The organism is Citrobacter farmeri (assembly GCF_019048065.1).
Classification (GTDB): Bacteria; Pseudomonadota; Gammaproteobacteria; order Enterobacterales; family Enterobacteriaceae; genus Citrobacter_A; species Citrobacter_A farmeri.
In genome coordinates, this window is the sequence record NZ_CP077291.1 from 1,036,948 (window position 1) to 1,056,999 (window position 20,052).

Annotated in this window: 22 protein-coding genes; 10 read left to right on the forward strand and 12 right to left on the reverse strand. The window is 56.1% G+C overall.

All coding sequences use genetic code 11. The annotated features are described in order from the left end of the window. Positions 1-146 precede the first annotated feature (146 nt). The 4 genes from sitD to I6L53_RS04845 are packed head-to-tail and all read right to left on the reverse strand — an operon-like array spanning position 147 to position 3,575. Positions 147-995, reverse strand: a complete 849-nt coding sequence (sitD, locus tag I6L53_RS04830) for an iron/manganese ABC transporter permease subunit SitD (RefSeq protein ID WP_042322613.1) — start codon at positions 993-995, stop codon at positions 147-149. Further along, the gene (sitC, locus tag I6L53_RS04835) at positions 986-1,843 is read right to left on the reverse strand and encodes an iron/manganese ABC transporter permease subunit SitC (RefSeq protein WP_042322615.1); all 858 of its coding nucleotides are present in this window, start codon (positions 1,841-1,843) and stop codon (positions 986-988) included. Before sitC ends, sitD begins: the two co-directional genes overlap by 10 nt. Then, complete coding sequence (sitB, locus tag I6L53_RS04840; RefSeq protein ID WP_042322617.1) at positions 1,840-2,661, reverse strand: iron/manganese ABC transporter ATP-binding protein SitB; 822 nt, start codon at positions 2,659-2,661, stop codon at positions 1,840-1,842. The genes sitC and sitB overlap by 4 nt, the downstream gene beginning before the upstream one ends. Beyond that, the gene (locus tag I6L53_RS04845; protein WP_042322619.1) at positions 2,658-3,575 is read right to left on the reverse strand and encodes a metal ABC transporter substrate-binding protein; all 918 of its coding nucleotides are present in this window, start codon (positions 3,573-3,575) and stop codon (positions 2,658-2,660) included. The genes sitB and I6L53_RS04845 overlap by 4 nt, the downstream gene beginning before the upstream one ends. Positions 3,576-3,773: 198 nt before the next feature. On the opposite strand from I6L53_RS04845, the gene I6L53_RS04850 reads away from it, so the two are divergent. Next, positions 3,774-4,118 (forward strand): nitrous oxide-stimulated promoter family protein, encoded by a 345-nt coding sequence (locus I6L53_RS04850; protein ID WP_042322620.1) that lies wholly within the window; start codon positions 3,774-3,776, stop codon positions 4,116-4,118. 100 nt (positions 4,119-4,218) lie between these two features. Here I6L53_RS04850 and flhA read toward each other — a convergent pair whose 3' ends face one another. From flhA to hypA, 6 genes are all read right to left on the reverse strand, one after another. After that, the gene (gene flhA / locus I6L53_RS04855) at positions 4,219-6,297 is read right to left on the reverse strand and encodes a formate hydrogenlyase transcriptional activator FlhA (RefSeq protein WP_042322622.1); all 2,079 of its coding nucleotides are present in this window, start codon (positions 6,295-6,297) and stop codon (positions 4,219-4,221) included. Positions 6,298-6,465: 168 nt separating this feature from the next. Further along, complete coding sequence (gene hypE / locus I6L53_RS04860) at positions 6,466-7,476, reverse strand: hydrogenase maturation carbamoyl dehydratase HypE (protein ID WP_042322623.1); 1,011 nt, start codon at positions 7,474-7,476, stop codon at positions 6,466-6,468. After that, positions 7,473-8,594 (reverse strand): hydrogenase formation protein HypD, encoded by a 1,122-nt coding sequence (gene hypD / locus I6L53_RS04865; RefSeq protein WP_042322625.1) that lies wholly within the window; start codon positions 8,592-8,594, stop codon positions 7,473-7,475. Before hypD ends, hypE begins: the two co-directional genes overlap by 4 nt. Beyond that, positions 8,594-8,866 carry a HypC/HybG/HupF family hydrogenase formation chaperone gene (locus I6L53_RS04870; RefSeq protein WP_042322627.1) on the reverse strand — a complete coding sequence of 91 codons (273 nt, stop codon included), beginning with the start codon at positions 8,864-8,866 and terminating at the stop codon, positions 8,594-8,596. Before I6L53_RS04870 ends, hypD begins: the two co-directional genes overlap by 1 nt. After that, on the reverse strand, positions 8,857-9,729 hold the full coding sequence (gene hypB, locus I6L53_RS04875) for a hydrogenase nickel incorporation protein HypB (protein WP_042322628.1): 873 nt from the start codon (positions 9,727-9,729) through the stop codon (positions 8,857-8,859). Before hypB ends, I6L53_RS04870 begins: the two co-directional genes overlap by 10 nt. Positions 9,730-9,732: 3 nt before the next feature. Beyond that, complete coding sequence (gene hypA / locus I6L53_RS04880; protein ID WP_042322631.1) at positions 9,733-10,083, reverse strand: hydrogenase maturation nickel metallochaperone HypA; 351 nt, start codon at positions 10,081-10,083, stop codon at positions 9,733-9,735. Between the two features lie 210 nt (positions 10,084-10,293). On the opposite strand from hypA, the gene hycA reads away from it, so the two are divergent. The 9 genes from hycA (at position 10,294) to hycI (ending at position 18,162) form a co-directional block, all read left to right on the forward strand. Next, complete coding sequence (gene hycA / locus I6L53_RS04885) at positions 10,294-10,755, forward strand: formate hydrogenlyase regulator HycA (protein WP_042322632.1); 462 nt, start codon at positions 10,294-10,296, stop codon at positions 10,753-10,755. Between the two features lie 136 nt (positions 10,756-10,891). Then, entirely contained in the window at positions 10,892-11,503 is a 612-nt protein-coding gene (gene hycB / locus I6L53_RS04890; RefSeq protein WP_042322633.1) for a formate hydrogenlyase subunit HycB, read from the forward strand. Continuing rightward, the gene (hycC, locus tag I6L53_RS04895) at positions 11,500-13,326 is read left to right on the forward strand and encodes a formate hydrogenlyase subunit 3 (RefSeq protein ID WP_042322636.1); all 1,827 of its coding nucleotides are present in this window, start codon (positions 11,500-11,502) and stop codon (positions 13,324-13,326) included. The genes hycB and hycC overlap by 4 nt, the downstream gene beginning before the upstream one ends. A gap of 2 nt (positions 13,327-13,328) precedes the next feature. Further along, on the forward strand, positions 13,329-14,252 hold the full coding sequence (locus I6L53_RS04900; protein ID WP_042322638.1) for a respiratory chain complex I subunit 1 family protein: 924 nt from the start codon (positions 13,329-13,331) through the stop codon (positions 14,250-14,252). 17 nt (positions 14,253-14,269) lie between these two features. Beyond that, entirely contained in the window at positions 14,270-15,979 is a 1,710-nt protein-coding gene (hycE, locus tag I6L53_RS04905) for a formate hydrogenlyase subunit HycE (protein WP_042322641.1), read from the forward strand. Between the two features lie 9 nt (positions 15,980-15,988). Next, complete coding sequence (locus I6L53_RS04910; RefSeq protein ID WP_042322643.1) at positions 15,989-16,531, forward strand: formate hydrogenlyase complex iron-sulfur subunit; 543 nt, start codon at positions 15,989-15,991, stop codon at positions 16,529-16,531. Then, positions 16,531-17,298 carry a formate hydrogenlyase subunit HycG gene (hycG, locus tag I6L53_RS04915; protein ID WP_042322646.1) on the forward strand — a complete coding sequence of 256 codons (768 nt, stop codon included), beginning with the start codon at positions 16,531-16,533 and terminating at the stop codon, positions 17,296-17,298. Before I6L53_RS04910 ends, hycG begins: the two co-directional genes overlap by 1 nt. Next, positions 17,295-17,705 carry a formate hydrogenlyase maturation HycH family protein gene (locus I6L53_RS04920; RefSeq protein WP_042322649.1) on the forward strand — a complete coding sequence of 137 codons (411 nt, stop codon included), beginning with the start codon at positions 17,295-17,297 and terminating at the stop codon, positions 17,703-17,705. Before hycG ends, I6L53_RS04920 begins: the two co-directional genes overlap by 4 nt. Then, entirely contained in the window at positions 17,698-18,162 is a 465-nt protein-coding gene (gene hycI / locus I6L53_RS04925) for a hydrogenase maturation peptidase HycI (protein ID WP_042322652.1), read from the forward strand. Before I6L53_RS04920 ends, hycI begins: the two co-directional genes overlap by 8 nt. A 26-nt stretch (positions 18,163-18,188) precedes the next feature. Here the strand turns inward: hycI and I6L53_RS04930 are convergent, their stop codons facing one another. Together I6L53_RS04930 and I6L53_RS04935 are read right to left on the reverse strand one after the other, a co-directional pair. Then, entirely contained in the window at positions 18,189-18,440 is a 252-nt protein-coding gene (locus tag I6L53_RS04930) for a SymE family type I addiction module toxin (protein ID WP_042322654.1), read from the reverse strand. 181 nt (positions 18,441-18,621) lie between these two features. Beyond that, positions 18,622-20,046 (reverse strand): 6-phospho-beta-glucosidase, encoded by a 1,425-nt coding sequence (locus I6L53_RS04935; protein WP_042322657.1) that lies wholly within the window; start codon positions 20,044-20,046, stop codon positions 18,622-18,624. Positions 20,047-20,052 lie beyond the last annotated feature (6 nt).

The following is a 20,052-nucleotide window of genomic DNA, read 5'->3' on the forward strand; positions in this document are numbered from 1 at the left end:
AGTTGTGTCCAGTTCCCTGAATGTAAATGGGTTGCGATACTTTTAGTTTTCGTTGTTATCACATAAGGGGCACATGATAACGGAGATACGCATTTCAGGGAAAGCCAGGATCGCCGACTTCTCGATCCTTCTTCCGTTTCAGAATTTTACATCGATTGTTGTTGTCGCAATTCCGAACGCCGGTCGCGTAATGCGGCAAAAACAAACGCAACGATAAAGATAATGGTAAACAGCACGACGATGGTGGGGGCAGGGGCGCTGTCGAGGAAGAACGACAGATAGACACCTGAAAATGAGGTGACCACCGACAGACCCGTTGCCAGCAGCAGCGCGTGGGCAAAGCGTCGGGTGAGGAGAACGGCAATCGCGCCTGGAGCGATCAACAGGGAGATTGACAAAATGATCCCCACCGATTTCAGCGTCGCCACGATGGTCAGCGCTATCATGCACAGGAGTCCATAATGCAGTAACGAGGTGTTAAGCCCGCAGGCTTTCGCCTGATGCGGATCGAAGGCGTGCAGCAACAAATCTTTCCATTTGAATGCAATGATCAGGGCGATACCCAGCGCAATGAGCGACGTTTGGGCAATATCGCTCAGCGAAATCCCCAGCATGTCGCCAAATAAGATATGGTCGAGATGGACTTCTGACTGGATAGAGACATACAGCACCAGCCCGGCGCCAAACATGCCGGAGAAGACGATCCCCATGATGGTGTCGCGTTTGATCCGACTGTTGTCGTCGAGATACCCGGTTGCGACAGCGCAGAACAGACCGGCGATAAATGCGCCGATTGCCAGCGGAATGCCGACGATATAGGCCAGCACAATCCCCGGAAAGACGGCGTGGCTCATGGCATCGCCCATGAGTGCCCAGCCTTTCAGCACCAGAAATACTGACAGCAGCGCACAGGGAACCGCGACAATGGTCGATACGATCAGTGCATTGACCATAAAGTTGAACTGAAAAGGTTCCAGCAGGGCGGTCAGGAACATGATGGCTCCTTATGGCGTGCGCGACGACGGTTTGCCAGCAGGCCGTGTTTGGGCGCGAAAACGAACGCCAACAGGAACAGCAGCGTTTGTAGTACTACGATGATCCCGCCGGTTGCGCCGTCAAGCCAGTAACTGAGCCAGGCACCGAAGAAGCTGGTCACACTGCCGATCGCAACGGCAATCACAAGAAGGCGCGGAAAGCGATCGGTCAGTAGCCAGGCCGTTGCGCCAGGCGTCACGACCAGGCAGATCACCAGAAATGCGCCCACAGTTTGTAATGCAGCCACGGTAGACACCGACAGTAGAGTGAAAAACAGCAGCTTCAGGCGATCCGGATTCAGGCCAATCGAGCGGGCGTGGTTTTCATCAAAAAAGGTGACCATCAGATCCTTCCACTTCAGCAACAGGATGAGCAGGGAAACCGCGCCAATAATGGCCAGTTGCACAATATCTTCCGGCGCGATGGCCAACACGTTGCCGAGAATGATGGTCTGAATATTCACTGACATTGGGTTAAGTGACACCATAAACAGCCCGATGCCAAAGAAGGACGAGAATATGAGGCCAATAATAGCGTCTTCTTTCAGCCGCGAGCGCTGGTTCAGAAACAGCATGCTGCCCGCAGCAAGACCACCGGAGAGAAAGGCGCCGAGCGAAAAAGGTAAGCCGAGCATATACGCGCCGGCAACACCGGGCACGATGGAGTGCGACAGCGCATCGCCAATCAGCGACCAGCCTTTGAGCATTAAATAGCAGGAGAGAAAAGCGCACAGGCCGCCAACCATCGCTGAAACCCACATCGCATTAAGCATGTACTGATAGCCAAAGGGTTCCGTCAGCCAGTTCATGATGACTCTCCGCTGTCTACCGTACGCCGGGAGATAAACGGACGTTCGTCGTCGGTAATGATGTGTTCTTCGCCGCCGCTGAGCGCGACGTGGCGCAGAACGCCGCTGAACGCCAGCTCAAGGTTTTCGGCGGTAAAGGTCGTATCGGTTGGTCCGCTTGCCAGCACGGTGCCTTTGATCATCACCGTATAATCACAGAACTCGGTGACTGAACCGAGATTGTGGGTCGAGACCAGCATGGTACGCCCTTCATCGCGCAACTCGCGTAACAGGGCAATAATGCGGGCTTCGGTTTTGACGTCAACGCCGGTAAAGGGCTCATCCAGCAGAATCACCTGGCCGTCCTGGGCGATGGCTCTGGCGAGAAAGACGCGTTTTTTCTGCCCGCCGGAAAGCTCACCAATTTGCCGGTGGCGGTATTCCAGCATGTCCACCCGTGCCAGCGCGGCGTCGACGCTGGCTCGATCCTCTGCCTTCGGGCGACGCAACCAGCCCATATGCCCGTAGCGGCCCATCATCACCACGTCTTCTACCAGCACCGGAAATGACCAGTCGACCTCTTCTGACTGCGGCACGTAAGCAATCAGATTCTGCTTCAGCGCGTTATTCACCGGCTGTTGCAGGATGGAAATCTCGCCGTCCGCCAGACGGACAAAGCCCATTAACGCCTTGAACAACGTCGATTTTCCCGACCCGTTAACCCCTACCAGCGCGGCAATAGAACCGCCCGGCACCTGAAAGGTGGCATCGCGTAGCGCGGTATGGCCGTTGCGATAGGTCACGGTAACCTGATTCACGGTAATCGCCGAAGGACTCATTTCTGGTTCCTCAGACCGTCGTTAATGCCGCTGACGATGGTCTCGGTAGTGACCCGCAACAGGTCGAGATAGGTAGGAACAGGGCCATTGGCGGCGCTCAGCGAATCGACATACAGTACGCCGCCGTAATGTGCGCCGGACTCCCGGGCGACCTGGCGAGCCGGTTTATCCGACACGGTACTTTCGCTGAACACGGTGGGGATCTGATGTGTTTTGATCGCATCGATCACTTTGCGTACCTGTCTCGGCGTTCCCTGCTGATCGGCGTTGATCGGCCAGAGATACAGCTCTTTCAGGTCGTTATCGCGGGCAAGATAGGAGAACGCTCCCTCACTGGTAACCAGCCAGCGTTTTTCGGCAGGGATTTTTGCCAGCGCGGCATGGAGAGGGGCCAGCGTCTGATGAATTTGCGCTTTATAACGTTCGGCATTTTTCTGGTAAACCGCAGCGTTATCCGGATCGTATTTCACCAGCGCGTCACGAATATTGTCGACATAGATCATCGCGTTTTCTGCCGACATCCAGGCGTGGGGATTAGGTTTACCGTTGTACGGCCCTTCGCTGATGCCCATTGGTTTCACCCCGTCAGACACCGTCACGTCCGGCACGCCCGACAAATTCTGATAGAAGCGGGCAAACCACAGCTCCAGATTCAGGCCGTTTGAGAGGATCAGTTGCGCACCCTGTGCCCGCTTAATATCGCCCGGCGTGGGTTGATACTCATGAATTTCCGCGCCAGGTTTGGTGATCGAACTGACATTTGCCGCCTCGCCCGCCACGTTTTGCGCCATGTCAGCAATGATGGTGAAGGTGGTAACGACATTGAGTTTCTCTTTGGCGTAAGCCGGTGATACCGCGAAGATGGCCAGTACGACAGCCAGTAGAGACGACGTCAGGCGGGGGAGATGCGACATAGTATCCCTCATAATAAAGTGGTTAATTATTCATCGAATATAGCCTTTGCTATGTTATATAGCACAAGGCATGTATAAAGATAGTGTTAAATGAAAATAATTCTTATTTGAGAGGGTGAAGGTGTCACCTTCGGGTGATAGTGTCGCGAGAATTTAAGTTGTAGAATAAATGCACCTTAATGTTGTGGAGGGCGCATCATGTCCGGCAAGCGAATCGCACGCGAAAAAATGACGATTAAAAAGATGATCGCGCTGTATGAGAGTCTGTGCCCGCAGGCCTCCGATGAATCAGGGCATTACGACGCGCTGTTTGCTTATGCGCAAAAGCGTCTGGACAGGTGCGTTTTTGGCGAGGAGAAACCCGCCTGTAAACAGTGTCCGGTGCACTGCTATCAGCCTGCGAAACGTGAAGAGATGAAGCAGATCATGCGCTGGGCGGGGCCGAGAATGCTCTGGCGTCATCCGATTTTGACCGTTCGTCATCTCATCGACGATAAACGTCCCGTGCCGACATTGCCGGAAAAATATCAGCGCAAGAAATGAGTGTGAAATGCCGGATGGCGCTGCGCTTATCCGGCCTACAGGTGGGGACTTATCTGTAGGCCGGATAAGGTGTTTGCACCGCCATCCGGCAACGCTTCGTTTATACCAACGCATCCTTATCAATGCCTAAACGCTTCATGCGCGACAGCAGCGTTGTTCGCTTGAGTCCGAGGCGCTGAGCTGCTCCTTTCGGGCCTGCAACCACACCATTGGTCTCTTTCAACACCCGCATAATGAGCTGATACTCATCTTCCCCTTCCTGTGCGACTTCGGTTGCGACAGGTGGTACGTCTGGCGAGAGCATACCGACATCCGGCAGCGAGAGTTGCAATACGCTTCCCCGCGTCAGCAGAACGGCGCGCTCAACCACGTTCTCCAGTTCGCGCACGTTACCCGGCCACTCCATATTGCTGAGGATGCGCAGGGTTTCCGCCGGAATACTGTCGATATTACGTCCTAGGCGGCGAGCGATTTTAAAGGTGAACGCTTTGACTAACAGAGGGATGTCCTCCGGGCGTTCGCGCAGCGGTGGAAGCTGGATCGGAAAGACGTTGAGGCGGTAGTAGAGATCGCTACGAAACTCGCGATCGTTGACCATCTTTTTCAGATCGCGGTTGGTGGCGGCGATCAGACGCACATCGGTCTGGATCAGCTTATTGCTGCCCAGACGCTCAAATTCCTGTTCCTGTAAAACGCGCAGAAGCTTTGGCTGCAATTCCAGCGGCATGTCACCCACTTCATCCAGGAATAATGAACTTTTATCTGCCAGCTCAAAGCGGCCAATGCGCTGCGCGCTCGCACCGGTGAAAGCGCCGCGCTCATGGCCGAACAAATCGCTTTCCAGTAGTCCGGCGGGCATAGCGGCGCAGTTCATCTTCACCATCCGGCGCGCGTTACGCCCGCTCAGATTATGGATCGCGCGGGCAATCAACTCTTTTCCGGTGCCGGTTTCCCCAAGGATCAGCACGGTGCTGTCGCTCTGGGCCACCATCTCGACCTGCTTGAGCACGCTGTACATCGCTTCGCTGCGCCCGATGATTTCGCCAAACTCGCTGTCGACATTATTGAGTTGTTCCGTGAGCGCCAGGTTTTCATCCACCAGTCGCTCTTTCAGTCGATGGATTTCCTGATAGGCCAGAGCATTATCCACGGCGATGGCTACACGTTCGGCAATCTGGCGCAGCAGGTTCAGATTAGCGGTGGTGAACACTTTTTCTTCACACTGCGCCAGCTTGAGCACGCCGAGCATGGTGTTGCCTGACATCAGCGGCAGCAGGCACAGCGTCTGGATCTGATTGCCCCACGTGTCGAACAGCATGCGCTCATAGGGGGCCATCGCATCCCGTTCGTTCAGGTTAATCAGCAGCATCTCTTTGCTTTTAAACACCCGTTCCGTCAGGGTGCCTGCTTCATCCACTTCGCTCTGTTCGTGCGCCGGGTGATTTTCATCGAGGTAGTGGGTGGAGTAGATGCTGAGCTTATTTTTACGGTGGCTGCGCAGGACAATGCTGATGTCGTCGATGTTGAAATAGTGGTGGATCTCTTTGGCGACTTCACTGACCAGTTCATCCATATCGAGCCGGGAAAGCACGGCGTTGGTGATGGCGACCAGAATACGAAAGTTGTCGCGTTCGCGGCACAAGAGATCGTAATCGACGTTGTTCGTGACCCGGCACTGAATTTGCTCTGCCACCACGCCGACAATCTGGGTGAAGGTTTGCAGACGTTCGTACTCTTTTTCGCTCCAGGGCCTGTCTTCATTGCGGATGAATTCACAGCCGCCGAAAATGCGCCCATCCGCCGCCAGCGGCAGCAGACAGTAGTGACCGAATGGCGCGTAAAGTCCGCCGCAGGCCAACTGCGGCCAGGTTTCCGTAAATTCGTGATAATTGCAGTGCAGGGCATCGGGGCGAGAAAGAACACGGCGGACCGGGCCGTGTGCCAGCACGGTTTCGTCTTCGTAGACGACGGGCTTACCGTTATCGCGCGTAGCGTAATACGACGCGCGCTGCGTTTGCGCTTGCCACAGTACAATTGCCGCGCTGTCGGCAAGCGCCGAGCGCTTTACCAGTTGTGAAAGCGCCTCGCTTAGCGATTGAAGGTCGGGCTGCTGTAACAATGTGCGAGTGATGTCGAACAATCCTTGCTGCCCGAGATCGCTCATCGGTGTATACGACATATTGCTTTTCCAGGAAAGTACCGCTGCGCGGTGCGAAAAAGAAACTACATTATAGATAGATATACTTGACTTCCGCCGGATGGCGGCAAAATAGCCTTATCCGGCCTACGGTTCAAAAGCGTGTGTAGGCCGGATAAGGCGAAGCCGCCATCGGGCATAATTACAGAATTAACAAATACGCGGTAGAGGTTCGGCATGCGGTAAATCCAGCGTGCGCTTCACGCCATAAAGACCCGCCAGACGCACCCCTTTACGTTCGACGACTTCGCCAATCAGTGCCGCATCGCGCCCCAGCGGGTGGGCATGTAACGCCGCCAGCACCTGTCCGGCCGCCTGCCGTTCAACACCAATCACCAGCTTGCCTTCGTTAGCGAAGTTAAGCGCATCCAGACCCAACAGTTCACATACTCCACGAACCGCAGGCTTCACGGGAAGTGCAGATTCGGACAGTTCAATCCCGCAACCACAGGTGGCAGCAAACTCATGGACGACGGCGTTAACGCCGCCACGGGTGGCGTCGCGCAGGGCTTTCACGCCGGGGATATCACGCAACGACTGAATCAACGGAGTTAATACCGCGCAATCGCTGACCAGTTCACCATCCAGCCCCAGTTGTTCACGCAGATTAAGGATAGTGGCGCCGTGATCGCCCAGCGTCCCACTGACCAGCAGCACATCGCCTGCACTCAGGGTTTGTGCGCCCCAGTGAATATTGGCCGGAATCGCCCCCATGCCTGCCGTGTTGATGAACAGTTTGTCCGCCGCGCCGCGCTGAACGACTTTAGTATCGCCGGTGACGATCGCAATGTTGGCTTCGCGCGCGGTGGCGGCCATGCTGCTCACTACGCTTTTCAGCGTTTCCATCGGCAACCCTTCTTCGAGAATAAAACCGCAGGAGAGATAGCGAGGGATTGCGCCGCTGACGGCGACGTCATTGGCGGTACCGCAGATCGCCAGTTTGCCGATGTTACCGCCGGGGAAGAACAGCGGATCAATGACATAGCTGTCGGTAGAGAAGGCTAACCGATCGCCTTCAGCGACCAGTTGCGCCAGTTCAAGCCGCGCTTGATCTTCCTGTTCCGCCAGCCACGGGTTGGCAAACGCTTCCATAAACAGGCTGTTAATCAGCTGCTGCATGGCCTGACCGCCGCTGCCGTGGGCGAGTTGTACGCTGTTCATGCTTCACACTCCTGCTGACGATACTGATACCAGGCGGCGCATGCGCCTTCTGAAGAGACCATCAGTGCGCCGAAGGCGGTCTCTGGATTACAGGTCTTGCCAAACAGCGGGCACTGATGCGGTTTGCATTTCCCGGTCAGCACTTCGCCGCAGCGGGCACGCGGATCGTCGTAAACCTGCTGGGGAGCCGGGCGGAAATGCGCTTCAGCATCAAAACGCTGATAATCGGGCGTCAAATGCACACCGGACGATTCAATCACCCCCAGGCCGCGCCACTCGCTGTCGCCGGTAACGCAAAATACGTCGGCAATGGCCTGTTGCGCCAACGGATTGCCGGCATCCGGTACGACACGGCGGTACTGGTTTTCGACCTGACTGTGGGCCGCTATTTTCTGCTCAACCAGCATCACGACGCCTTGCAGTAGATCAAGAGGTTCAAATCCAGCGACCACCAGCGGACGATGAAATTCACTGGCAATGAAATGATAGGCGTCAGTACCGATTACCATGCTGACATGGCCTGGCGCGAGGAACGCGTCAATGCCGTTGTCGGGCTGTTCCAGCAGACTGCGCAGGGTAGGAATGAGCGTAATGTGCTGGCAGAAGAAGTAAAAGTTCTGCACGTCGCGCAGTTTCGCCTGTTGCAGTGTAATGGCGGTTGTCGGCATAGTGGTTTCAAAACCAAGGCCGAAGAAAACAACTTTGCGGGTCGGGTTTTCCTGTGCCAGTTTGAGTGCATCCATCGGCGAGTAGACGATGCGAATGTCCGCACCGCGGGATTTCGCCTGTAACAGTGACCCCTGTTTTCCCGGCACGCGCATGGCGTCGCCAAAGGTACAGAAAATCACCTCCGGATGGCTGGCAATTTCTACGCAACTGTCGATACGTCCCATTGGCAACACGCAGACCGGACAGCCCGGGCCGTGGATAAACTCCACGTTTTCGGGGAGCAGCTGGTCAAGACCGAATTTAAAGATCGCGTGCGTGTGACCGCCGCAGACTTCCATGATGCGCAGCGGACGTTCGGCGGTGTATGGCAGATGCGCGGCGCGTTCACGCAGGTGCTCAATCAGTTGCATCACCTGTTCCGGCGCGCGGTATTCGTCAACAAAACGCATTATTTTTCCTCGCCATACAGCAGAGCGCCGACATCCGGCTCAACATCAAACATGTTCTGGAGCGCATCGAGCGTGTCGCGCGCTTCGGCTTCGTTAATCACGCTCATGGCAAAACCGACGTGGACCAGTACCCACTGGTCCAGACGGGGTTTACCGTGTTCATCACAACTGCCGACCAGCGTCAGATCGACATCGCGCTGAATGCCGCAAACGTCGACTTTCGCCAGGTTACCTTCAATGGTGCGGATTTGGCCGGGAACGCCTATGCACATCGCTGTGCCTCCAGCCAGTTCAGCCACAGATCCATCCCTTCGCCGCTGGTGGCGGAAATCAGGATGATCTCGATATCCGGGTTGACTTCCCGGGCGCTGGCAATGCACTTCTCAACGTCGAAATTCAGGTACGGCAGCAGGTCGACTTTGTTAAGCAGCATCAGCGATGCGGCGGCAAACATATGCGGATATTTCAGCGGTTTGTCTTCGCCTTCGGTGACAGACAGTACCGCCACTTTATGGCGTTCGCCGAGATCAAAACTCGCCGGGCAGACGAGGTTGCCGACGTTTTCGATAAACAGAATCCCGTGATCTTCCAGCGGCAGACGCGGCGCGGCATCGGCAATCATCTGTGCGTCAAGGTGGCAGCCTTTGCCGGTGTTGACCTGAATGGCCGGTGTGCCGGTGGCACGAATGCGCGCTGCATCGTTGACCGTCTGCTGGTCGCCTTCAATAACGGCGCACGGCACACTGTCTTTCAGCTTCATCAGCGTTTCGGTGAGCAGGGTCGTTTTACCGGAACCTGGACTGGAGACGAGGTTCAGCACCAACTGCTGACGCGCGGCGAAGCGGGCGCGGTTACGCTCAGCCAGGCGGTTGTTCTTATCCAGCACGTCGATTTCCACTTCCAGCATACGACGCTGGCTCATGCCTGGCGCGTGGGTCCCGGCTTCACCGTGACCGTAGTGCAGATCGCCTTCTTCAGTCTGGCTCGGGGTGAATTCGGACGTTTTGATGCCGGTAATATTCAGCGCCGGGCGAGCTGCCGGTGCAAAAGGCGCGCTGCGAAACGCGGAATGAGGGTTATGCTCATCACCCTCTATATAAAGGTTGCCTTCAGCGCAACCGCATGTTGTACACATCGCTCACTCCTGATCTATTTCTATTCGTCGAATCTGTAATCCGTCATCGGCCACAATCTGCAGCGTGTCGCTATTGCATTGCGGGCAACGGCGAACGCGCTGGGTCAGTAAGGTGACGTATTGCTGACAGGATTCACACCAACATTCGGCTTCTTGTTCCTCGAGGTGCAGTTTACAACCTTCCGCAACGGTGCCACGGCATACCAGATCAAAACAAAAGGAGAGAGCGCTGGTTTCCACGCAAGAAAATGCGCCAATTTTGAGCCAGACCCCAGTTATCCGTTTTGCGCCGTGTGCGACGGCCTGTTGTTCGATCAATTCCAGTGCTCGTTGGCAAAGGGTAATTTCGTGCATATCGCCTCCCGATGTAATGGGCAGGGTTAAGCAATAACTATGCCAGCCTGAAAATTGCCAGCGCTTGTCGATGACGATGATGACGAAATGACATGTCATCAGGGCGTCGACATCCGTCATTTATTTTTAAATTAATGGAAAAACAGAGAGTTAAATATTGGCATGGAAAATGCTTATGGCTGGCTATCTCTGTTAAACGGGTAACCTGACATGACTATTTGGGAAATAAGCGAAAAAGCCGATTACATCGCGCAGCGGCATCGTCGCCTACAGGACCAGTGGCATATTTACTGCAACTCGCTGGTTCAGGGGATCACCCTGTCAAAAGCGCGTCTGCATCATGCGATGAGCTGCGCGCCGGATAAAGATCTCTGCTTCGTACTGTTCGAACACTTTCGTATCACCGTCACGATGGCGGATGGTTTCAACAGCCACACCATTGAGTATTACGTCGAGACAAAAGATAGCGAAGATAAACAACTGATTGCGCAGGCGCAGTTGAGCATCGACGGCAAAGTAGATGAGCGAGTCAGCAATCGTGACCGTGAGCAGGTGCTGGAACACTATCTCGATAAAATCGCCAGCGTCTATGACCGACTGTATGCCGCCGTTGAGAGCGGATCGCCGATCATTCTTAGCCAACTGGTGGCGGGACAAAAACCGGCGGCCTGAACGCGGCGTTTTGCGTCGTGACGTTGTTTTACAGGTCGTCACGACGATTTGAGGGACTGGCGTGTCGATAAGTGTCGAAACTGACATTCCATCGGCATGTTTTCGTCAAAAATGACTATCACCTGAGGAATGCCTGGTGAATCGTTTTGTAATTGCTGACTCCACGCTCTGTATCGGCTGCCACACCTGTGAGGCCGCCTGTTCAGAGACGCATCGCCAGCACGGCCTGCAGTCTATGCCGCGCCTGAAAGTGATGCTGAATGAAAAAGAATCTGCGCCGCAACTTTGCCACCACTGCGAAGATGCTCCTTGCGCCACCGTGTGCCCGGTCAACGCCATTAACCGCGTGGATGGCGCCGTACAGCTTAATGAAAGCTTGTGCGTGAGCTGCAAACTGTGCGGCATCGCCTGTCCGTTTGGCGCGATCGAATTTTCCGGCAGCCGTCCGCTGCATATCCCGGCCAACGCCAACACCCCGAAAGCCCCGCCAGCGCCACCGGCACCGGCTCGCGTCAGCACGCTGCTGGACTGGGTTTCTGGCGTGCGTGCCATTGCGGTGAAATGCGACCTGTGCAGCTTTGATGAACAAGGCCCGGCCTGTGTGCGGATGTGTCCAACGAAAGCCCTGCATCTGGTGAACAACATGGATATCGCTCGCGCCAGCAAACGGAAACGTGAGCTGACGTTTAATACCGACTTCGGCGATCTCTCCTTGTTTCAGCAGGCTCAGAGTGGGGATGCAAAATGAGCGCAATTTCACTGATCGTAAGCGGTGTGGCCTGGTTTGCCGCCGCCGCCGTCCTGGCATTTCTGTTCTCTTTTCATAAAGCGCTGAGCGGCTGGGTCGCTGGCGTGGGGGGCGCGGTTGGTAGTTTGTGCACCGCCGCGGCGGGTTTTACCGTGCTGATTAACGCCGTCGCGGTGAGCGGAGTAATGCCGTTTATCGGTCACGGTGTACAAATCACCCCGCTGAATGCCATCTGGCTGATTACGCTGGGGCTGTGCGGCCTGTTCGTCAGCCTGTACAACATCGACTGGCATCGCCATCCGCAGGTCAAAGCGAACGGCCTGCTGGTGAATCTGCTGATGGCGGCGGCGGTGTGCGCTGTTGCAGCCAGTAATCTCGGTACGCTGGTGGTGATGGCAGAAATCATGGCACTGTGCGCCGTGTTCCTGACGGGCTGCAGCAAAGAAGGCAAGCTGTGGTTTGCGCTGGGACGTCTCGGCACGCTGCTGTTGGCGATCGCCTGCTGGCTGGTGTGGCAGCGCTATGGCACCCTGGAGTTGCGCCTGCTCGATCTGCGCACGCAGGAACTGCCGCTGGGCTCTGACATCTGGCTGCTCGGCGTGGCGGGCTTTGGTCTGCTGGCGGGGATTATTCCGTTGCACGGATGGGTACCACAGGCACACGCGAACGCCAGCGCTCCGGCAGCGGCCCTGTTCTCCACCGTGGTGATGAAGGTCGGTCTGCTGGGTATTCTCTCTCTATCGCTGATTGGTGGAAATGCGCCGCTGTGGTGGGGCGTATTACTGCTGGTTCTCGGCATGATCACCGCGTTTGTCGGCGGTCTGTATGCGCTGATGGAGCACAATATTCAGCGTCTGCTGGCATATCACACCCTGGAAAACATCGGCATTATCCTGCTCGGTCTGGGCGCTGGCGTGACCGGGATTGCCCTCAATCAACCGGCACTGATTGCCCTTGGCCTGACCGGGGGACTCTATCATCTGGTGAACCACAGTCTGTTCAAAAGCGTACTGTTCCTCGGGGCAGGCAGTATCTGGTTTCGTACCGGACATCGCGATATCGAAAAACTGGGCGGCATCGGCAAACGCATGCCGGTGATTTCTGTCGCCATGCTGGTCGGGCTGATGGCAATGGCCGCTCTGCCGCCGCTGAACGGCTTTGCCGGCGAGTGGGTGATCTATCAGTCCTTCTTCAAACTGGGCAATAGCGGCGCGTTTATTGGTCGTCTGCTGGGGCCATTACTGGCGGTTGGGCTGGCGATTACCGGCGCGCTGGCGGTGATGTGCATGGCGAAAGTGTATGGCGTCACTTTCCTCGGCGCACCGCGGACGAAAGAGGCGGAAAACGCCTGCTGTGCGCCGATCCTGATGGGCATCAGCGTCGTGGCGTTGGCGATTTGCTGTGTGCTGGGCGGTGTTGCCGCACCGTGGCTGCTGCCGCTGCTGGCTGCCGCTGTGCCACTGCCGCTGGAAACGGCCAATACCACCGTTTCACAGCCGATGATCACGCTCCTGTTGATCGCCTGTCCGCTGCTGCCGTTCATCATCATGGCGATGTTCAAAGGTAACCGTCTGCCATCGCGCTCACGCGGTACGGCATGGGTCTGCGGCTACGATCACGAGCAGTCGATGGTGATTACCGCGCACGGCTTCGCGATGCCGGTGAAAGAAGCCTTTGCGCCTGTCCTCAAATTGCGGAAATGGCTCAACCCGGTGGCGTGGATTCCGGGCTGGCAGAGCGCGGCTGTGCCGGTTCTGTTCCGTCGTCTGGCACTGATTGAGCTGGCCGTGCTGGTAGTGATTGTGGTTTCACGAGGAGCCTGAGAATGAGTGTTTTATATCCGTTAATTCAGGCGCTGGTGTTGTTTGCCGCCGCGCCGCTGCTATCCGGCGTGACCCGCGTGGCGCGTGCCCGTTTGCATAATCGCCGCGGTCCGGGCGTGTTGCAGGAATATCGTGATCTGATCAAATTGCTGGGCCGTCAGAGCGTCGCACCTGCGGACGCCGGGTGGGTCTTTCGTCTGACGCCGTTTGTGATGGTGGGCGTCATGCTGACCATCGCCACCGCGCTGCCGGTGGTCACCGTGGGGTCACCGCTGCCGCAACTGGGTGATTTGATCACGCTGATCTACCTGTTTGCCATTGCCCGTTTCTTCTTTTCCATTGCCGGTCTGGATACCGGTAGCCCGTTTACCGCCATCGGTGCCAGCCGCGAAGCGATGCTCGGTGTGCTGGTGGAACCGATCCTGCTGCTGGGTCTGTGGGTTGCCGCGCAGGTGGCGGGTTCCACGCATATCAGCAATATCACCGATACGATCTACCACTGGCCGGCAGCCCGCAGTATTCCGCTGATCCTTGCGCTGTGCGCCTGTGCGTTCGCCACCTTTATCGAGATGGGCAAACTGCCGTTCGATCTGGCGGAAGCGGAGCAGGAGTTACAGGAAGGGCCGCTGACGGAATACAGCGGCAGCGGTTTTGCGGTGCTGAAGTGGGGTATCAGCCTGAAACAGCTGGTGGTACTGCAAATGTTTGTCGGCGTGTTCCTGCCGTGGGGACAGATGGAAACGTTCAGCGCAGGCGGACTGTTGCTGGCGCTGGTGATTGCCATCGTCAAGCTGCTCGTCGGTGTGCTGGTGATTGCCCTGTTTGAAAACAGCATGGCGCGTCTACGTTTTTGCGCCACTTCACGCGTGACCTGGGCCGGTTTTGGGTTTGCGTTTTTAGCGTTCGTCTCCTTGCTGGTGGCGTGATTTAAGAGAGTTTGAGCATGTCTGAAGAAAAATTAGGTCAACAATACCTTGCTGCACTGCATCAGGCTTTTCCTGGCGTGGTGCTGGACGAAGCCTGGCAGACCCACGATCAGCTGACGATCACCGTGAAGGTCAACTATCTGCCGGAAGTGGTGGAATTTCTGTACTACAAGCAAGGCGGGTGGCTCTCTGTGCTGTTCGGGAACGATGAGCGCCAGTTGTGCGGTCACTATGCCGTGTACTACGTACTGTCGATGGAGCAGGGCACCAAATGCTGGATAACGGTGCGTGTTGAAGTCGACCCGAACAAGCCGGAATACCCGTCCGTTACGCCGCGCGTACCTGCAGCGGTGTGGGGCGAGCGCGAAGTGCGCGATATGTACGGTCTGATCCCGGTTGGCTTGCCGGACGAACGCCGTCTGGTGTTACCGGATGACTGGCCGGATGAACTCTATCCGCTGCGTAAAGACAGCATGGATTACCGTCAGCGCCCGGCACCGACCACCGATGCTGAAACTTATCAGTTCATCAACGAACTGGGTGACAAGAAAAACAACGTGGTACCGATTGGCCCGCTGCACGTCACTTCGGATGAACCAGGTCACTTCCGCCTGTTCGTTGACGGCGAAAATATTATCGACGCCGATTATCGCCTGTTCTATGTCCATCGCGGCATGGAGAAGCTGGCGGAAACCCGCATGGGTTATAACGAAGTCACCTTCCTGTCAGATCGCGTCTGCGGTATCTGCGGTTTTGCCCACAGCACCGCGTATACCACCTCGGTTGAAAACGCGATGGGCATCGTAGTGCCGGAACGCGCACAGATGATCCGCGCCATTCTGCTGGAGGTGGAGCGTCTGCATTCCCACTTGCTGAACCTCGGCCTGGCCTGTCACTTCACCGGTTTTGACTCCGGTTTCATGCAGTTCTTCCGCGTACGCGAAACCTCCATGAAGATGGCGGAGATCCTGACCGGGGCGCGTAAAACCTACGGTCTGAACCTGATCGGCGGGATTCGTCGCGATCTGCTGAAAGAGGACATGATCCAGACCCGCCAACTGGCGCAGCAGATGCGTCGCGACGTGCAGGAGCTGGTGGATATGCTGCTCAGTACACCGAACATGGAACAGCGTACCGTGGGTATTGGTCGTCTGGATCCGGAAATCGCACGTGATTTTAGTAACGTTGGGCCGATGGTGCGCGCCAGCGGTCACGCCCGTGACACCCGCGCCGATCACCCGTTTGTCGGTTATGGCCTGCTGCCGATGACGGTTCACAGTGAACAGGGTTGTGACGTGATTTCACGTCTGAAGGTACGTATCAACGAAGTGTACACCGCGCTGAACATGATCGACTTCGGTCTGGACAACCTGCCTGGCGGTCCGCTGATGGTGGAAGGCTTTACCTACATTCCGCATCGCTTTGCCCTGGGCTTCTCTGAAGCACCGCGTGGTGATGATATCCACTGGAGCATGACCGGCGATAACCAGAAGCTGTACCGCTGGCGCTGCCGCGCAGCGACATACGCCAACTGGCCAACCCTGCGCTATATGCTGCGCGGCAACACCGTTTCTGATGCACCGCTGATTATCGGTAGCCTTGACCCTTGCTACTCCTGTACCGACCGTATGACCGTAGTGGATGTACGTAAGAAGAAGAGCAAAGTCGTGCCGTACAAAGAACTTGAGCGCTACAGCATTGAGCGTAAAAACTCGCCGCTGAAATAAGGAATCGCCATGTTTACCTTTATCAAGAAAGTTATCAAAACCGGCGCGCCGACTTCGTCTTATCCGCTGGAGCCGATTGCGGTTGATAAAAACTTCCGCGGCAAACCGGAGCATAATCCACAGCAGTGCATTGGTTGCGCAGCCTGCGTGAATGCCTGCCCGTCCAATGCGCTGACGGTGGAAACTGATCTGGCCAGCGGCGAACTGGCCTGGCAGTTCAACCTCGGGCGCTGTATTTTCTGCGCCCGCTGCGAAGAAGTGTGCCCAACGGCGGCGATCAGGCTTTCTCAGGAATACGAGCTGGCGGTGTGGAAGAAAGAGGATTTCCTCCAGCAGTCTCGTTTTGCGCTGTGCAACTGTCGTGTGTGTCACCGTCCTTTCGCTGTCCAGAAAGAGATTGATTACGCCATTGCGTTGCTCAAGCACAACGGCGACAGCCGCGCGGAACATCACCGCGAAAGTTTTGAGACCTGCCCGGACTGCAAACGCCAGAAGTGCCTGGTGCCGTCCGATCGTATTGAACTGACTCGCCATATGAAAGAGGCCAGCTGATGAGCAATTTATTAGGCCCGCGTGACGCGAACGGTATTCCGGTACCGATGACGGTGGATGAGTCCATCGCCAGCATGAAGGCGTCATTGCTGAAAAACATCAAGCGTTCAGCGTATGTTTACCGCGTGGACTGCGGCGGCTGCAACGGCTGCGAAATTGAAATTTTTGCCACTCTGTCACCGCTGTTCGATGCCGAACGCTTTGGTATCAAAGTCGTACCGTCGCCGCGTCATGCGGACATTCTGTTGTTCACCGGCGCGGTCACCCGCGCGATGCGCTCTCCGGCGCTGCGTGCCTGGCAGTCTGCGCCGGATCCGAAAATTTGTATCTCTTACGGTGCCTGTGGTAACAGCGGTGGCATCTTCCACGATCTGTACTGCGTCTGGGGCGGCACCGACAAAATTGTGCCGGTGGATGTTTATATTCCTGGATGCCCGCCGACGCCTGCGGCTACGCTATATGGCTTTGCGATGGCGCTGGGCCTGCTGGAGCAGAAAATTCACGCTCGTGCGCCAGGTGAACGGGATGAACAGCCAGCAGAAATTCTGCACCCGGAAATGGTTCAACCGCTGCGCGTGAAGGTGGATCGCGAAGCACGTCGACTGGCGGGCTATCGCTATGGGCGGCAGATTGCTGATGACTACCTGCGACAGTTAGGTCAGGGCGAGCATCAGGTGGCGCGCTGGCTGGAAGCGGAAAGCGACCCACGTCTCACGGAGATCGTCACGCATCTGAATCAGGTTGTTGAAGAGGCGCGTATCCGATGAGTGAAACGGTGGTGTTCAGTCAACTGAGCCGTAAGTTTATTGATGAGAACGATGCGACGCCCGCCGAGGCGCAGCAGGTTGTCTATTACAGCCTGGCGATTGGTCACCACCTTGGGATCATCGACTGTCTGGAAGCCGCGTTGACCTGCCCGTGGGACGCCTATCTGACGTGGATTGCCACCCTGGAAGAGGGGAGCGAGGCTCGTCGGAAGATGGAAGGGGTGCCGAAGTACGGCGAGATCGTCATCGATTCTAATCATGTGCAAATGCTGGCGCACGCGTTCGATCGTGCGCTTGCGGTACAGACTCCGGAGCAGCAGGCATGGAGTAAACAGATGCTCAGCATGCTGCACGATATTCATCAGGAGAGCGCCATCTACCTGATGGTGAGGAGACACCGTGACTGACGTTTTATTGTGTGTTGGCAACAGCATGATGGGGGATGACGGCGCGGGGCCGCTGCTGGCAGAAAAATGTGCGGCGCAGGCGAAGGGCAACTGGGTCGTTATCGACGGAGGCAGCGCGCCGGAAAATGATATCGTGGCCATTCGCGAACTGCGCCCGGATCGTCTGCTGATCGTGGATGCCACCGATATGGGACTAAATCCAGGCGAGATCCGCATCATTGATCCTGACGATATCGCCGAGATGTTCATGATGACCACCCACAATATGCCGCTGAACTATCTGGTTGATCAGCTCAAAGAAGACGTCGGCGAGGTGATCTTCCTCGGTATTCAACCGGATATCGTCGGATTTTATTACCCCATGACCCAGCCAATTAAGGAAGCCGTCGACACCGTTTACCAGCGTCTCGACGGCTGGGAAGGTCACGGTGGCTTCGCGGAATTAGAAGCATCGTGATGTTCATGCCGGATTCCAGTTTAGCCTCATCCGGCCCGCTCTTCTTTCACCTGTTCAATTACTAATTTCCCCGGCATCACCGCCACATTGACGATGGTGCCGGTGGGGAAACCCGCCTGTTCCAGCCAGTCGCCATTAATGGTTAACGACGCATGCCGGGTATAGCGACGCGTATTACCGGTTTTCGGATCTTCATGGCGCTTTCTGACATAGCTCACCTTTAAACGACGAAAGGGCCTGCTGATAGCGACTTCAGGACTGCCAGTCTCAATAGTCATAAACGATTCCTTGTTGCCTGCGGGGAGATGAATACACCTGTATAAAATGCCAGTAAAAAAGAGAAGGGGCAAATCAGAAACTGGAAGGGAGATACCGGAAACAGAATGCAAATGATGTAACGGGAAAAGGGAGAGAGGGCTGGTAGAGGCCGGACAGCGAGAGCGCCGTCCGGCAGCCGGCTTACGCCAGATCCTGCCCGTTGCTGGCGATCACTTTTTTATACCACCAGAACGATTTTTTACGGGTCCTCGCAAGCGTACCGTTCCCGGCATCATCGCGGTCGACATAGACGAACCCATACCGCTTGCTCATTTCACCTGTCGACGCGGCTACCAGATCAATACAGCCCCAGGTGGTGTAACCCATCAACGGCACGCCGTCCTCAATGGCGTCAGCCATGGCCCGGATGTGTTCGCGCAGATAGCTGATACGGTAGTCGTCATCAATGTTGCCGTCGGCATCGATTTCATCTTTTGCCCCAAGACCGTTCTCCACCAGAAACAGCGGTTTTTGATAGCGGTCATACATCATGTTCATCGTGATGCGCAGGCCAAGCGGGTCGATCCCCCAACCCCAGTCGCTCACCTGAATGTACGGGTTACGAAGTGACTTAACTACGTTCGCGGCACTGGTGTTTTTTGTGTTCATCTCAGCTGACGCGCAGCGCGACGCGTAATAGCTGAAGGAGACAAAATCAACGGTATTTTTCAGGATCGCGTCATCTTCCGGGGCTTTCTCTATCACCACGCCTTTCTCGCGGAATACGCGAGCAGAGTAAGCCGGATACGCCCCACGCGCTTGCACGTCAATGAAAAACAGGTTTTCACGATCTTTTTCCAGTGCTGTCCAGACGTCTTCCGGCTTGCAGGAGTACGGATAAAAATTCCCCCCCGCCAGCATGCAGCCTACCAGGTTCTGCGGGTTTACCTCATGGGCGATTTTTGTCGCCAGCGCGCTGGCAATCAACTCATGGTGCGCGGCCTGATACTTCACCTGATCCTGATTTTCCCCCTCTTCAAACACCAGCCCCGCACCGGAGAACGGGCTATGCAGCATGATGTTGATTTCATTGAACGTCAGCCAGTATTTCACCAGACCGTCGAAGGCTTCAAAACAGGTTCGCGCATAGCGAGTGAAAAACTCCACCATTTTGCGGTTACGCCAGGAGCCGTATTCGGTGACCAGATGCATCGGTACATCGAAGTGGCATAGCGTGACCAGCGGTTCAATACCGTACTTTTTGCACTCGGCAAATACCGCGCGATAGAACGCGATGCCTTCCTCATTCGGCGTCAGTTCATCGCCGTTGGGATAGAGGCGGCTCCAGGCAATGGAAGTGCGAAAGACGGTGAAGCCCATTTCTGCCATCAGAGCGATATCGTCTTTATAGCGATGGTAAAAATCGATCGCCTGATGGCTGGGATAAAATTCGTCATTCCGCAGTTGGAAGCGTTTTTCCAGTCCCAGTTTGACCGGCATGCGATGCTCGCCGTGTGGGATCATATCGACGGTGGTCAGCCCTTTGCCGCCCTCCCGGTATGCGCCTTCAGACTGGTTGGCGGCCAGTGCGCCACCCCATAAAAATCCTTGCGGAAATACAGCCATAATAAA

Bases quoted from the DNA above. Each gene is read 5' to 3' on its own strand.
- sitD (WP_042322613.1), bottom strand. From the start codon at position 995: ATGTTCCTGACCGCCCTGCTGGAACCTTTTCAGTTCAACTTTATGGTC.
- sitC (WP_042322615.1), bottom strand. From the start codon at position 1,843: ATGAACTGGCTGACGGAACCCTTTGGCTATCAGTACATGCTTAATGCG.
- sitB (WP_042322617.1), bottom strand. From the start codon at position 2,661: ATGAGTCCTTCGGCGATTACCGTGAATCAGGTTACCGTGACCTATCGC.
- I6L53_RS04845 (WP_042322619.1), bottom strand. From the start codon at position 3,575: ATGTCGCATCTCCCCCGCCTGACGTCGTCTCTACTGGCTGTCGTACTG.
- I6L53_RS04850 (WP_042322620.1), top strand. From the start codon at position 3,774: ATGTCCGGCAAGCGAATCGCACGCGAAAAAATGACGATTAAAAAGATG.
- flhA (WP_042322622.1), bottom strand. From the start codon at position 6,297: ATGTCGTATACACCGATGAGCGATCTCGGGCAGCAAGGATTGTTCGAC.
- hypE (WP_042322623.1), bottom strand. From the start codon at position 7,476: ATGAACAGCGTACAACTCGCCCACGGCAGCGGCGGTCAGGCCATGCAG.
- hypD (WP_042322625.1), bottom strand. From the start codon at position 8,594: ATGCGTTTTGTTGACGAATACCGCGCGCCGGAACAGGTGATGCAACTG.
- I6L53_RS04870 (WP_042322627.1), bottom strand. From the start codon at position 8,866: ATGTGCATAGGCGTTCCCGGCCAAATCCGCACCATTGAAGGTAACCTG.
- hypB (WP_042322628.1), bottom strand. From the start codon at position 9,729: ATGTGTACAACATGCGGTTGCGCTGAAGGCAACCTTTATATAGAGGGT.
- hypA (WP_042322631.1), bottom strand. From the start codon at position 10,083: ATGCACGAAATTACCCTTTGCCAACGAGCACTGGAATTGATCGAACAA.
- hycA (WP_042322632.1), top strand. From the start codon at position 10,294: ATGACTATTTGGGAAATAAGCGAAAAAGCCGATTACATCGCGCAGCGG.
- hycC (WP_042322636.1), top strand. From the start codon at position 11,500: ATGAGCGCAATTTCACTGATCGTAAGCGGTGTGGCCTGGTTTGCCGCC.
- I6L53_RS04900 (WP_042322638.1), top strand. From the start codon at position 13,329: ATGAGTGTTTTATATCCGTTAATTCAGGCGCTGGTGTTGTTTGCCGCC.
- hycE (WP_042322641.1), top strand. From the start codon at position 14,270: ATGTCTGAAGAAAAATTAGGTCAACAATACCTTGCTGCACTGCATCAG.
- I6L53_RS04910 (WP_042322643.1), top strand. From the start codon at position 15,989: ATGTTTACCTTTATCAAGAAAGTTATCAAAACCGGCGCGCCGACTTCG.
- hycG (WP_042322646.1), top strand. From the start codon at position 16,531: ATGAGCAATTTATTAGGCCCGCGTGACGCGAACGGTATTCCGGTACCG.
- I6L53_RS04920 (WP_042322649.1), top strand. From the start codon at position 17,295: ATGAGTGAAACGGTGGTGTTCAGTCAACTGAGCCGTAAGTTTATTGAT.
- I6L53_RS04930 (WP_042322654.1), bottom strand. From the start codon at position 18,440: ATGACTATTGAGACTGGCAGTCCTGAAGTCGCTATCAGCAGGCCCTTT.
- I6L53_RS04935 (WP_042322657.1), bottom strand. From the start codon at position 20,046: ATGGCTGTATTTCCGCAAGGATTTTTATGGGGTGGCGCACTGGCCGCC.